This window comes from Rhodococcus sp. (in: high G+C Gram-positive bacteria) (genome assembly GCF_049299235.1).
Lineage (GTDB): Bacteria > Actinomycetota > Actinomycetes > Mycobacteriales > Mycobacteriaceae > Rhodococcus.
Genome location: NZ_JBAQXC010000162.1, coordinates 1 through 13,170 on the forward strand (window position 1 = coordinate 1; position 13,170 = coordinate 13,170).

At 68.0% G+C, this 13,170-nt stretch carries 14 protein-coding genes; 7 read left to right on the forward strand and 7 right to left on the reverse strand.

Annotated features, from left to right (window positions below; translation table 11 throughout):
* The first annotated feature begins 209 nt into the window (after positions 1–209).
* Both sepH and WAX14_RS10015 read left to right on the forward strand, forming a co-directional pair.
* Positions 210–1,130, forward strand: coding sequence for a septation protein SepH (gene sepH / locus WAX14_RS10010; RefSeq protein ID WP_422627930.1), 921 nt, complete (start codon positions 210–212; stop codon positions 1,128–1,130).
* 12 nt (positions 1,131–1,142) lie between these two features.
* On the forward strand, positions 1,143–1,874 hold the full coding sequence (locus WAX14_RS10015; protein ID WP_422627931.1) for a DUF6928 family protein: 732 nt from the start codon (positions 1,143–1,145) through the stop codon (positions 1,872–1,874).
* Between the two features lie 19 nt (positions 1,875–1,893).
* Here WAX14_RS10015 and WAX14_RS10020 read toward each other — a convergent pair whose 3' ends face one another.
* Both WAX14_RS10020 and WAX14_RS10025 read right to left on the reverse strand, forming a co-directional pair.
* The gene (locus WAX14_RS10020) at positions 1,894–2,172 is read right to left on the reverse strand and encodes a DUF2537 domain-containing protein (protein ID WP_422627932.1); all 279 of its coding nucleotides are present in this window, start codon (positions 2,170–2,172) and stop codon (positions 1,894–1,896) included.
* Positions 2,169–2,975, reverse strand: coding sequence for a TrmH family RNA methyltransferase (locus tag WAX14_RS10025; protein WP_422627933.1), 807 nt, complete (start codon positions 2,973–2,975; stop codon positions 2,169–2,171). Before WAX14_RS10025 ends, WAX14_RS10020 begins: the two co-directional genes overlap by 4 nt.
* Before the next feature lie 174 nt (positions 2,976–3,149).
* On the opposite strand from WAX14_RS10025, the gene WAX14_RS10030 reads away from it, so the two are divergent.
* Complete coding sequence (locus tag WAX14_RS10030; RefSeq protein ID WP_422627943.1) at positions 3,150–3,356, forward strand: CsbD family protein; 207 nt, start codon at positions 3,150–3,152, stop codon at positions 3,354–3,356.
* Positions 3,357–3,463: 107 nt separating this feature from the next.
* On the opposite strand, the gene WAX14_RS10035 is transcribed toward WAX14_RS10030, so the two are convergent.
* A complete protein-coding gene (locus WAX14_RS10035; RefSeq protein ID WP_422627934.1) occupies positions 3,464–3,895 on the reverse strand; it encodes a MarR family winged helix-turn-helix transcriptional regulator in 432 nt (143 codons plus the stop codon).
* A 43-nt stretch (positions 3,896–3,938) separates the two neighbouring features.
* Positions 3,939–5,393 (reverse strand): NCS2 family permease, encoded by a 1,455-nt coding sequence (locus WAX14_RS10040; protein WP_422627935.1) that lies wholly within the window; start codon positions 5,391–5,393, stop codon positions 3,939–3,941.
* An 81-nt stretch (positions 5,394–5,474) separates the two neighbouring features.
* On the opposite strand from WAX14_RS10040, the gene WAX14_RS10045 reads away from it, so the two are divergent.
* A complete protein-coding gene (locus tag WAX14_RS10045; RefSeq protein WP_422627936.1) occupies positions 5,475–5,723 on the forward strand; it encodes a DUF2530 domain-containing protein in 249 nt (82 codons plus the stop codon).
* 24 nt (positions 5,724–5,747) lie between these two features.
* On the opposite strand, the gene WAX14_RS10050 is transcribed toward WAX14_RS10045, so the two are convergent.
* Genes WAX14_RS10050 through WAX14_RS10060 form a run of 3 tightly spaced genes read right to left on the reverse strand, consistent with a single transcriptional unit; the run spans position 5,748 to position 9,935 of the window.
* Complete coding sequence (locus WAX14_RS10050) at positions 5,748–6,287, reverse strand: phosphatase PAP2 family protein (protein WP_422627937.1); 540 nt, start codon at positions 6,285–6,287, stop codon at positions 5,748–5,750.
* Complete coding sequence (locus WAX14_RS10055; protein ID WP_422627938.1) at positions 6,284–9,058, reverse strand: sacsin N-terminal ATP-binding-like domain-containing protein; 2,775 nt, start codon at positions 9,056–9,058, stop codon at positions 6,284–6,286. The genes WAX14_RS10050 and WAX14_RS10055 overlap by 4 nt, the downstream gene beginning before the upstream one ends.
* Position 9,059: 1 nt before the next feature.
* Entirely contained in the window at positions 9,060–9,935 is an 876-nt protein-coding gene (locus WAX14_RS10060) for a DUF3027 domain-containing protein (RefSeq protein WP_422627939.1), read from the reverse strand.
* Positions 9,936–10,021: 86 nt separating this feature from the next.
* Between WAX14_RS10060 and WAX14_RS10065 the strand changes: the two genes are divergently transcribed.
* The 3 genes from WAX14_RS10065 to WAX14_RS10075 all read left to right on the forward strand — a co-directional run bounded on the left by WAX14_RS10065 (position 10,022) and on the right by WAX14_RS10075 (position 13,144).
* Positions 10,022–10,876 (forward strand): glutaminyl-peptide cyclotransferase, encoded by an 855-nt coding sequence (locus WAX14_RS10065; RefSeq protein ID WP_422627940.1) that lies wholly within the window; start codon positions 10,022–10,024, stop codon positions 10,874–10,876.
* 70 nt (positions 10,877–10,946) lie between these two features.
* Complete coding sequence (locus WAX14_RS10070; protein ID WP_422627941.1) at positions 10,947–12,650, forward strand: MFS transporter; 1,704 nt, start codon at positions 10,947–10,949, stop codon at positions 12,648–12,650.
* Complete coding sequence (locus WAX14_RS10075; protein ID WP_422627942.1) at positions 12,650–13,144, forward strand: DUF2771 domain-containing protein; 495 nt, start codon at positions 12,650–12,652, stop codon at positions 13,142–13,144. Before WAX14_RS10070 ends, WAX14_RS10075 begins: the two co-directional genes overlap by 1 nt.
* Positions 13,145–13,170: the final 26 nt, after the last annotated feature.

Genomic DNA, 13,170 nt, shown 5'->3' on the forward strand with positions numbered 1-13,170 from the left:
CCCGTCGGGCCCGGCCCTTCACCGTTCCCACCGCGCGGCGAACCCTCGACTACTGGTCGAGACTTTTCAGTGAAACCAGCACCATAGCGTGTCCGAGGTGACATTGCTCAGCGCCCCACCCGACGCGGTGCGGCGTGTCCGGCCACCCGGACCGCGTTGTTCCATTACAGTCGGGCGGGTCGATCGCGAACCGGCGCGAGGAGGTCAAGGTGCGAGAGCTTCGAGTGGTCGGACTCGAGCCCGACGGGTCCCACGTCGTGCTCGCGGACCCCGCAACCGGAGAGAAGTTCCGCATCCCCGTCGACGACACACTGCGCGCCGCGTCCCGCGGCGACCTCGCGCGACTCGGTCAGATCCAGATCGAGACGACCAGTCAGCTCCGGCCTCGCGAAATCCAGGCACGGATCCGCAGTGGCGCATCCGTCGAGCAGGTCGCCGAAGAAGCCGGCGTTCCCCTGGCCAAGGTGGAACGCTTCGCCTACCCCGTTCTGCTCGAGCGGTCCCGGGCCGCCGAGATGGCACGGAACGGGCACCCCGTCCGAGCCGACGGTCCCGCGGTGGAGACCCTGCTCGACATCGTCACGCAGGCGTTTCGTGCGCGCGGCCACAGCATCGACGCCGCGGTCTGGGACGCATGGCGCGACGAGGACGGTCACTGGGTCGCGCAATTGCAGTGGCACGCCGGTCGTTCCACCAACAGTGCACACTGGCGCTACCAACCGGACGCGCACGGTGGCACGATCGTCGCTCTCGACGACATCGCGAGCGAACTCGTCGATCCGGACTGTGCGCGCCCGTTGCGTTATCTGACGCCGGTGTACTCGGCACGCGACGTCGACGACACCCCCGACACCGACACCGCGGCCGAGCGTCCCCCCGCCCCGGCGGATCCGATCACGCTGGATCGAATCGACGCGGACCCGGTAGAGCCGATGGAGCCGTCCGCCACCGCCACGATCGAGGAGCTCGCTCCCGAGCCGTCGAACGAGGACGACGACGGTGCGTTCGATGACGATCCGCAGCCGAAGCGGGCTCCGCAGCAGACACAGGGCAAGGACAAACGCGGCAAGCCTGCGCTCCCATCCTGGGACGACGTGCTTCTCGGCGTGCGCAGCAACGGGCGCGTCTGAGGGGCGGCCCCGGTGGCCGTGTCCGTCTCGACCCTCTGGTACGTCGATGCCCCGGATCCGGCTGCGGTCCTGCGATATGCGCGTCCCATCCGCGAGTCCGCCCACGCCCTCGTGGGACGACTCTATCCGAATCTGAATTCGGTTCCGCTGGAACGTGTTCCACTCATCGAAGCCGTTGCGTGCACCGATCCGAGTCGGATCCACGTGGGTAGCTACCCGGGCGTGACAGTGGTGTGCAGTCCCGACCTGTCACAGCGACAGCCGTCGAAGATCCCCGGAACCTGGACGCACACCCTGGGTTCCGAGGACACCTATCTGATCCGTTCTGATCCACGGCGGGCGTGGGGGGCGTTCGCGCACTGGCACCACGGCGAACTCCGGCGAGCATTCAGCGCGACGACCGTCGACATCTTCGAGGACGACGGCGTGCCGTTCGTGTGGGAAGGTCCGTTCTGGGCCGGCGCTCATCCGGTGCGCTGGCCCGTCGACATGTCCCCGCCCCCACAGGCACTGCCGTTCCATCCGCGGCGACTCGTCGAGGCAGCGAACGACTCGTGGCTCGGTTTTCGGTACATCGACGCCGAATCGGGCAGCCCGGATCCGGCCGGCATCGAGGTGTGGCGGTTCGGTCTCTACCCGGACGGCGGAACACCACCGGTCGCCGCGTCGGACCCGATCGCACCGCGACAGTTGCGACTGCGGCGCCAACCGCGACAGTGGCGATGGTTCCGCCGTACCCGGTGACACCCGATGCACCCGGATGTCAGACGAACGTGGCCAGCAGCATGAGCCAGCCAACCGGAACACCGACCGCGAATCCGGCAATTACCCAGCGCCACAACAGAACCCGAGACCACGACCACAACGTCGGGGCAGCTCCCGCACCGGCGACGACATTGACGGCGAGCGCGAGTAGCGGACTGACACCGGCCAGCACCGAACCGAACGCGAAGACGGTCACCACCGTGATGGCGAAGACGAATACCGCGAGTGCCGAACCGGTTGCCCACGGTGTCGCCGAACGAGCAGGCGGATGAGTCATCGCGGGATGCGCACCCGCTCGTAGAACGCCATCGCGGCAGCAGTCGCGACGTTGAGCGAATCGGTGCCCGGTGCCATCGGGATACGCGCCCGCACATCGGTGGCACGCATCGCGTCTTCGGTCAGTCCCGGCCCCTCGGCGCCGAGCAGCAGTGCCACCTTCTCCCCCGTCATCGCCGCGGCCAGCGTGACCGCCCGCGGATTCGGAGTCAGTGAAATCAACTGGAACCCCCGGTCGCGCACCAGATCGAGATCGTCCGGCCAGTTCGTCATCTGTGCGAACGGAACCCGCAGTACATGCCCCATCGAGACACGGACCGCGCGGCGGTACAGCGGGTCGGCGCAACCCTTGCCGAAGAGCACCGCGTCGACGCCGAGTCCGGCGGCGTTGCGGAACATCGAACCGATGTTCTCGTGATCGTTGACGCCCTCGAGGACGGCGATGGTGGTGGCCTTGTCGAGCAGGTCGAGTGGGACCAGCGGTTCCGGCCGGGTAGCGGCAGCGAGCACACCCCGGTTCAGGTGGAAGCCGACGACCTCGGCCATCACCGCGGCGGAGGTGCGGTAGTACGGCACGTCGACATCACGCAGGTCGTCGGCGAGTTCGTCGAACCGGCGATCGACGCCGAGCAGGCCGTTCGGCGTGAACCGCGAGTCGAGCATGCGCTGGACGACGAACGCACCCTCCGCGATGACCAATCCCTTGCCGCCGGGCAGGTCGGGCCGGCGATCGGACGAATTCAGATCGCGGAAGTCGTCCAGCCGGGGATCGGCGGGATCGTCGATGTCGATGACGTGAACCACGTCGACAATTCTGCCAGGACAGGGGTGTCGCCCGGCCCCGGGTGCGGGACGGCCGCCCGGCGTGGATCGGTAGCGGATCCGAGCAGTCAGGTGTATCGACGGACGATTCGGGTATCCACTGGATGTCGGATCGAACCGATACGACGAAATACGTTCGAACACAGGAGGTTCATGATGGGCGTCGGCGACAAGTTCAGCAACAAGGCCGAGGAACTCGGAGGGCGCGCGAAGGAAGCGGCCGGGGCGGCGACAGGTGACGACGACCTGAAGAACGAAGGCAAGGGCGACCAGGCATCGGCCGCGGTCAAGAAGGGTGCCGAGAAGATCAAGGACAAGGCCAACGACATTGCCGAGAAGATCACCGGCGACAAGGACAAGTGAGCCCAGCATGATGAACGGAGGTCGGAGCAGGCCGATCGCGCCGAAGCGTCCGCCTCGCGAAGCCGCCTTCGTATCGCTACCGGGAGCGAACGCTCCCGGTAGCGGCCTTACTTGTCGTCGGTGACCAGCGCGGTGAGGATGCCCACGGCACCGCGCAATGTCTCGAGGCTGTCCGGATCGAGCCGCTGCAGCCGCTCGGTCAGCCACACTTCGCGCGCCTGTGCCTCGTCATCGAGCAATGCCTGCCCGGTAGCGGACAGGGTGACGATGATCTGGCGTCCGTCGGTGGGGTGTGGCGTCCGTTCCACCAGACCGAGGTCGTTGAGCGAGGCGATCACGCGCGTCATCGACGGCGGCTGAACCTTCTCACGGGCCGCCAACGCGCCGGGGGCCATCGCACCATCCTGGCTCAGCGTCGACATTGCCGACAGCTGGGTCAGGGACACTCGCGAATCGGTGCGTCTCCCCCGCAAATGACGCGTCAAGCGCACGACGGCCAGGGCGAGATCGCCCGCCAGTGCACATGTCTCCGATGTCATGGCGAGCACAATACGTTATGGATTGGAAACTACCGACGTGCATCTACGTGAGCACGCTGGTGATGGGATCCACCACAAAGTATGCGGTGAACAATGCTGCCACAACCCACATCAGCGGATGCAGTGTGCGGATCTTCCCCGCGGCGACGTGCAGCACCACCCACGTGATGAATCCGACTCCGATGCCGTTCGCAATCGAATAGGTGAACGGCATCACCAGGATTGTCAGGAATGCGGGCAGGGCGACCTCGAACCTGCTGAAGTCGATGTCGCGAACCTGACCGATCATCAGGGCACCGACAACGATGAGGGCAGGTGCGGCCGCCTCGATCGGAACCATCTCGTACAGCGGTGTCAGGAACATCGCCGCGAGGAACAACACACCCGTGACGACGTTCGCCAGACCGGTTCGGGCGCCGTCGGCGATACCCGATGCGGATTCGACGAAGACGGTGTTCGACGACGACGAGGCGGCACCACCGACGATCGCGCCGGTACCCTCCACGACGAGTGCACGACCGACGTTGGGCAGATTGCCGTCTTTGTCGACCAGACCGGCTTCCTTGCCGAGTCCGGTCATCGTGCCCATCGCATCGAAGAAGTTCGCGAGGACCAGGGTGAACACGAGCAACGTCGCGGCGATGACACCGATCCGGGTGAAGGCACCGAACAGGTCGACGTCACCGACCAGACTCAGGTCGGGCATGCCTGCGATCTGCCCCGGTACCTCGGGGGTGCTCAGATTCCAGCCCTTCGGATTGGTGCCCATCGACGGTCCGACGTCGGTGATCGCCTGGACGATCGCCGCAACGACCGTGGTGACCACGATGCCGATGAGCAGGCCACCGCGTACCTTGCGCACCACCAGCACACCCATCAACAACACGCCGAAGACGAACACCGCCGTGGGCCACGACGCGATCGAACCGTCGATGCCGAGACCGACGGGCACGGTGGTCCCTGCCGCATCGGGGATGCGCCGGACGAAACCGGCATCGACGAGGCCGATGAACGCGATGAACGCACCGATACCCGCGGCGATGGCCGACTTGAGTTCGGGCGGAATCGCGTTGAACACCGCGGTCCGGAATCCGGTCAGCGCCAGAACCACGATGATGATGCCGTCGATGACGACCAGGCCCATCGCCTCGGGCCAGGTGACCTGTGGCGCGATGGATACCGCGAGCAGGCTGTTGATGCCGAGGCCCGCCGCTAGCGCGAACGGATAATTGGCGACGATACCGAACACGATGCTCATGAGGCCGGCGACGAGCGCGGTGACGGCGGCAACCTGATTGACCGGCAGGATGTTTCCGAGCACGTCGACCTTGGCGGTGGCGTCGTCGGCCGAGAAGCTCCCCAGGATCAAGGGATTGAGCACCACGATGTAGGCCATCGCGACGAAGGTCACGACGCCGCCGCGAACTTCCCTGGACACCGTCGATCCACGTTCGGTGATCTTGAAATACGTGTCCAGCAAACCGGTGCCTACGGCCATGTCGAATATCCGCTCCGAAGAAAACGTGCTCGAGTCGCAACCGGGAGATTATTGCAAGCGACAACTACTAGTCTGCAAATTGTGAAACACGCAGACGACGTCGCCGCGCAGGTCCGGCGCCTCGCCGATCCCCGACCCGCACTGGCCGTCGGCACCGCCCTGTGGGTCGCGGCGACGGTCGTCGTTCTCGTCGCCGGGGACAGATGGTCGGCGGCGCTGCCGGTGTGCGTGGCCGGAATCGTCGTGGGGCTCCTGGGATATGCACTGTTCCTGGTCCAACGCCGCGCTGCCCGCCGCGGCCGCCGCGGCGCGCAGGTCGGCCTGAGCTGACGATCCGGACGGTCGACTCGCCGGTCAGCGACGGATCCGCACCCGCGTGACCAACCACACCCACAGCAAAGCCCACAGCGATCCGAGAATCCAGCCCGCGACGACGTCGGTCAGCCAGTGCGCCGCCAGATAGACACGGGTCAGTCCGACGGCCACGGTGTAACCGGCGAGCCCGCCGTAGAGCATCGTGCGCCGCGCACCCTGCGGACGCGAGGACCGGGCGAGGACGGCCGCGAGGGTGACCGCCAGGATCGCGGACATCATCGCGTGACCGGACGGGAACGAATGGGTCGACAGGTCCACCAACCGCTCCGGCTGCGGCGGCCGCGTGCGCGCGAACAGCAGTTTGAGCAGGCTCATGACGGGCCAGCCGGTGAGTACGGCACCCGCGACCATCAGTGCGTCCTGCGGCCGGGAGGCACGCAGCAGCAGCAGCGTCGCGACGGTCGCGAGGATCGCGATGCCGACGGTGCCGCCGGTGTGGGTGACGACGGTTGCGGTCGTCGTGATCGGCGGCTCGCGAATCCCGAGCATCCAGTCGAGCACCGCGACGTCGACCGTCATCGCGCTGCGTCACCGCCGGTCACTGCCACGGCGAATCCCCCGGGAGTGCAGTGGGTGGTGCCGGAACGATCCACCCACCACGGCACGTCCCGTTCCCCCGTCACCGCACCCGAGCAGCGCACGACGAGCCGATCGTGGACAACGAGCGGTCCCCGGGGCAGCGCCACCCCGGCTGCGACGGCAGCGAGGACGGCCTGTGGTTCGCGGGTCCATTCGGAGGCCCTGCCCGGACCGGCCGGTTCACCCGAGACTGCGGCGGAGGCGAGCGTGAGGTCGAGCAGTTCGGCGAGGGCGACGGCCGTCGCCGCGGAGCCGATCACGATCCGGTCCGTGGGAATCAGCGCCGCGAACCACGGACGGTCCGGTACCAGCGCGTGCGACGCGTCGACGACGGTGCCGGCGATACTGCGCACCGCATCCGGCAGATCCAGTTCGGCAGCATCGAGCACTCCGGACGCGTAGGCACCGGCCAGCGCACTGTGCGCGGCGGCGACGACGGCCGGTGCCGGACAGCGGTCCGGGTCGGCGAGCCGTTCGATCAGCAACTCGGCCAGCCCGGTGCTGTCGATCACCGCTGCGGCCAGGCACGCACGCAGGCGTCCGGAATCGGGGTGCGGGCACGGATCGAGCAGTCCGGCGAAGGTCCCGTCGTCGGGGTCGCGCAACTGCCCGAGCGGCTGCCCGCCCTGGTGCGCGTAGGTGCGCAGCCACCACGCGGTGTAGCCGTCACGGTCCGCGAGCACGGCGGCCGTGTCGGGGTCCGCGGCAAGCAGCGACAACGCCTGCGTCCATCGGTTCTCGTCGACGAGGTCGAGATCACGGACAGCGACGAGAGTGTCCGGATCGGTATCGATCGTGTCCCACCACTGTTCCTCGTCGGGCAGGTCGTGGTCCGGTCCGGTCGGCAGGTCCGCGCGCAGCAGCGTGAAACTCCACCCGACACCGACGGCCCTCAACGATTCGGCGCCGTAGCGATCGACAAGATCGGAATCCACTGTGCCGAAGGGCGATTCATCGACCAGAACATCAGAGAGGGGTGCACCCGGCAGGAGCAGCTCGTCGGCGGGAACCAATTCGGCGTCGGTGCCGGGAAGCAGCAGCGCACCCAGTTCCCGAGGCAGATCGCCGCCCTGGACACGGGCGGTCAGCCGCAGCACAGTGTCGGCGAGTTCCGCAGCGGCGGCGGAATCGTCGGCATCGACATCCTCGATGGCGGCGAACAACGCGGGATCCGACAACAGGTCGACGGCAGCGACGGTACCCGCACCGAGCCGCGCGAGCAGCGGGTGGGCGGCGTCCGGGTGCACCAACCGAACCCACGGCAACACGAGCGGACCACTCACGCCGAGATCCGCCCCGAGCACGGTGGTCCGCGGGCCGGTGACGAGACGCCCGTCCGACAGCGGAACCGGGATCGCGGCAAGCTCTTCCGCGACCACCGAATCCACTACGAGCGGCTCCAGCGCGTCGTACAACCGTCGCCACCACGTCGGTTCGCGGTCGATACCGGTAAGCAGTTCGGCGATGCGTGCGGGACCGATCCGGTGCACGTCCACGGCGCCGAGCGCCGGCGCGTACCGCCTGCTGCACAATGCGGGCGCGACGAGTCCTGGCACGACGTCGGCGAGGGCCACGGCCAGTTCGTCGGTGAGTCCGTCGAGCGCCGTCGCGCGTTCGGGTACCAGGTCGGCGCCGCCGTCCGCGGCGGGCAGCCACGGACGGGTACGCAGTTCCGTGAGCACCGCCTCCCGGAGCAACCCGTCGGCCTCGCTGCGCGCGAACCCGGGAACCGGCACGACGTCGATCCGCTGATCGGCGGGCAGCGCCGCCGCGAACCGCGCGTAGCCGTCGGCAATCCGATCGAGCCTGGCCCCGGGCATCATTCGCCGCCGGTCCGGTTGCATCGGCACGTCCGCGACGACGAGGACCGGCAGTGACAACTCTTCGTCGGATCGGGTGGGGGCGCGCAGTACGTCGTCGCCGGCGGGAACGATCGTTCCGGTGCCGGAGACCGCGGCCAGCCAGCGCGCGTGCGGCCCCGCACCTTCCCACCACCGGCGCCCCGCGATGGTGATCTCGTGGATGCCGCCTGCGAGTTCCTTACGGCAACGGTTGATGTCGTTGTCGCCGACGGTGATCGAGCCGAGGGCAGGCAATTCCAGCAGCAGGTCCGCCGCCTCGTCGCGGAAGCTGTCGAGCAGTGCGTGCGCGTCGACGTCGCCGCGGGGCCGCAGCACGATCTCCGTGTCGAAACCGGCCGCCGGCGGTTCGGAAGTCGGCCACGCCAGGCGCAGAACCGGCACCCCGGACGACGGAGGGGTCAGGTCGTGCTCGCCCAGTACCGCGCGGGTGTGCTCGCCGGAGAACCGGATCGACCCGGACCGGGACCGGACCTCGATGTCGTCGGATACCGCGAGGACTGCGGTGAAACCGACACCGAACCGGCCGACACCGCCGGTCTTCGAGGACGCCCGGAGTGCCGTCAGTGCCTGCACGCCGGGACCGTCCAGCGGAGCACCGGTGTTCGCGACGTGCACTCCGCCGTCGCCGATCCACACCCGCATCGCGCCGGTGATGCCCGCTCGAGTCGCGGCGTCGGCGGCGTTCTGGGCGAGTTCGGTGAGAACACGATCGCGGTATCCGGCGCGAACGAGATCCGCCTCGGTCGCGGAGTCCTCACGCAACCGGGTCGGCGACGACTGCCACGCCAGCAGTGTGCCCCTCCGCAGCGCCGCTGTACCGAACGGATCCGAGAGGTCGGCCGGGGCCACGTCAGTCGGTCTGTTCCGGCCGGCCGGTATCGTCGGTGACCGCCGTGTCGGCGGGCGGTTCGGGCACAGGAGACTCGTCCGCCACCGACTCCGGACGGGCAACCGCGACGATCTCCACCGCCGCATCGTCGTACGCCTCGAAGCGAGGCGACCCGGCACCGGACGGAAGTGTCGTATCCGAGTGTGCGCCGCACCCGTACGACGAGTGCACGACGTGCCCGTCGGCGGCGAACTCGTTTCCGCACACCCCGAACGCCGCATGCAGCGAACCGGCGAGCGGCAAGAAGAAGCCGCACAGCAGACACGTCGACGGGGCAGCCTTCGCCATCTCGCTGTCCGGCCCGTATCCCTCGAACCAGCGTCGGGCCGCATCGAGGCGGCCTTCCAGGCTCATGACCTGCCTACGGCCGAGGCCGATCTCGAGCGCGGTGTCGTCGATCTCGGGATCACCGGATTCGATATATCCCGGCACCAGACGCGGATCGTCGACGACGGGAGCGAGCAGATCGCCCGGCCCGAGGTCGCCGGGTCGGACGCGCTCGTTCCACGGAAGCCAGTCGGGTGCGATCAGCGCGTCCGGTCCGGGCAGCAACACCAGTTCACTGACCGTGACGTGATCGGATTCCGGTGCCGCCGCAACGACGACCGCCCACTGCCACCCGCGGTATCCGGGAAGGTTTGCCACGAACCGGTGGGTGGCCGCGCAGTCGTTCTCGCTGGTCACACCGAGATGTGCACCGATTCCGCCTTCGCCGAGCTCCTCGAGAGCCGCGCGGGCTACGTCGACCGCGTCGGCAAGGACGGGCCGCACATCCGCAGCGGCCAGGGTTTCCGCGCTGAGGGCATCAGCAGAAGACACAGCACTCACGCCCACCATTCTGCCGCACCGGACGGGGAGCGCGCCCCTTGGCTGCCGAGAAGACTGCGATGATGTCATCCGTACGACAGAGGATGATGTCATCCGTGCGACAGAGACAGTGCCTCGAACTTCCCGAACCGACCCGAAACACCGGCGTCCTCGCCGGGACCGTCGCGCTTCTCGTTTCCGGGGCCGTTCTCGTTTCCGGCGCCGTCGCCGGTTGCGGCGAACGATCCGTCGTCGACGCGGGCCCGCCCGCCGAGCGATTGCACGTCGAGATCGTCACGACGAGACCGCACGATACGGACGCCTTCACCCAGGGACTCGAGGTGTCCGACGGCGAGCTACTCGAGGGCACAGGGCTGAGCGGACGGTCGTATCTGTCGGCGCGAACGCTCGGCACCGGCGCCGAGCGGACCCGTGTACCGGTCCCCGACGACATGTTCGGCGAGGGCATCACCGTCACCGGCGACACCGTGTGGCAGGTGACCTGGAAGGACGAAGTCGCCATTGCCCGCGACCGCGACACGCTCGCACCCCGGCATCTCGTGGAGTACGACGGTCAGGGCTGGGGTCTGTGCGCCGCCGACGACCGGTTGGTCATGAGTGACGGCTCGTCGACCCTCACGTTCCGCGACCCCGACAGCTTCGACGCGCTCGGCACCGTCACGGTCCGCGCCGACGGTCGCGAGGTCGCGAATCTCAACGAACTCGAATGCGCCGAGGACGGCTCGGTGTACGCGAACGTCTGGAAGACCGACGAGATCGTCCGCATCGATCCGGATTCGGGGCGGGTCACCGCACGCATCGACGCCGGTGCGTTGCGCGGCGCGCTCACCGACGAGCAGCGAGCGGACATCGATGTCCTCAACGGCATCGCGCAGGTGCCGGGTACCGACCGGTTCCTCGTCACCGGGAAGTACTGGCCAACCCTCTTCGAGGTGCGGTTCGTGCCGTGAACACGGCGTGGGGAATCGCACGCGGGTCCCTGCCTGCACCGTGCGGGGCCGGTGGGGAAGAATCGAAGTCGTGACAGATCCGGACGAGCGCCGACCCGCAGACGGGGCGCACGAGCGTGCCGACGCGGACGCGAGCGGCCGTCGACAGGCACCGCGTCCCGGCCGGCACGATCCCGATGCGGACCACCCCGGCTACCGAAACTATCCGCCACCACGGCACACCGCCCGGCGCACGCCACTGCCGCCACTGCATCCGCTCGACGAGAACCGAAAACCCCGCGACGATGCGCGCGGCGCCCCCGAATCCGACGCACCGCGTGCCCCGCGGATGCCGCGGAAATTGACCGTGACCCGGGTTGCGGCGCTGCGCAGCAGGGAATTGACGAACAAGGGCATTGCTACGTTTCGGCGCGCCGCCACCGCTGACGGTGCCGACAAGTCCGGCCTGACGGCCCTCATGTACGCGACGACGGCGAACTTCGCGAGCGACGCGGCCATCGCGGTGGCTCTGGCGAACACGTTGTTCTTCTCGGCCGCGACCGGTGAGGACAAGACGAAGGTCGCGCTGTATCTGCTCATCACGATCGCACCGTTCGCGATCATCGCTCCGCTGATCGGCCCGTTGCTGGACCGGTTACAGCGCGGTCGGCGGCTTGCTCTGGCCGCATCGTTCGCGCTGCGGTGTGTCCTGGCGATCGTGCTCGTCTTCAATTTCGACAGTTGGGGGCTCTATCCGGCGGCCCTGGCGATGATGGTGCTGAGCAAATCGTTCTCGGTGCTCAAGTCTGCGGTGACGCCCCGGGTGCTGCCACCGGAGATCGATCTGGTGCGGGTGAACTCGCGGCTGACCGTGTTCGGCCTGGTCGGCGGCACGTTGGGGGCCGGCGCGATCGCCGCTGTCGCCGCATGGCTGTTCGGGTCGTCGGGTGCGTTGTGGGTGTGCGCCGGGATCACCGCGTTCGGCGCGTACCTGAGTATGCGGATCCCGGCGTGGGTGGAGGTCACCGAAGGTGAGGTCCCGGCGACGCTGTCGTATCACGGATCCGATGCCCGCACCGAGGTGCTCGACACCAAGACCGAGGTGATCGTCCCGCCCGGCACCCGACGCCGCCAACCGCTGGGCCGCGCCGTGGTCACCGGACTGTGGGGCAACGGCACGATCCGGGTGCTCACCGGATTCCTGACCCTGTTCATCGCGTTCGTCGCGAAGTCCAAGACCGAACACGAACCGCTCGTCCAGGCGGCGATGCTGGCCCTGGTCGGGGCGGCGGCGGCGATCGGCAACTTCGCGGGCAACGCCACGGGGGCGCGGCTCGCGCTGGGTCGTCCCTCGCTCGTCGTCGTCCGTTGCACCGCGGCGGTCGTGATCGTGTCGGCGATCGTCGCCGCGACCGACAATATCTTCGCGGCTGCCGCCGCGGCGCTGGTCGCGGCATGTGCGAGCGCCTTGGCCAAGGTGTCGCTGGACGCGTCGCTGCAGCAGGATCTTCCGGAAGAGTCGATCGCGTCCGGTTTCGGACGTTCGGAAACGGTGCTTCAGTTGAGTTGGGTTACCGGCGGTGCACTCGGTGTACTACTTCCACCCGAGTACTGGGTCGGATTCGGCACTGTCACGGTGGTGCTCGTTCTCGGTCTGACCCAGACGATCCTGACCTACCGTGGGAAGACATTGTTGCCCGGGCTGGGTGGTAAACGCCCCGAGCACGCCGATCAAGAGACCGCCGACCGGCGCACCCCCCGCGCCGGTGGACCATCGAGCAGGAACGGAAATTGATGACGCTGCAGGCCCGGACGAAGAAGATCATCGCGCTGATCGCGGTGGTCCTGTTACTCGTGGCGGGTGGTCTCGCCGCAGTGGTGTGGAAGCTCGTCGATTCGGCCGATCCGAAACTGCCGACGGTCACCGCGTTCGCGCACGGCACGAGTGTGACGGTCGAGCCGACCCAGCACTGCAACCTCTACCTGGAGGACTGCATCGAGAACCCACTCGGCATGCTCGACGTTCCCGCCGGGTATCCGCTGCAGTTGTCGTTGCCGTCCGAGATCTCTTCGGCGCCGTGGCGCCTGATCGTCGTCTACGGCGACCCTCAGACGGGAGAGACGTTCGTGGACGGCCGACTCTTCGCGCCGGGCGAGCAGCGTGCGGTTACGGTGCCGTCCGATCCGGCGATCCAACTGCTCGGCGTCGAGATCCAGTTGCCGTCGGCAATCGTGGACGAGACGGGTACCGCGATTGCCCACGCGGTCTGGGCTATCCAGACGTACTGACCTCCGCATACGACGAGGGCCTCCGG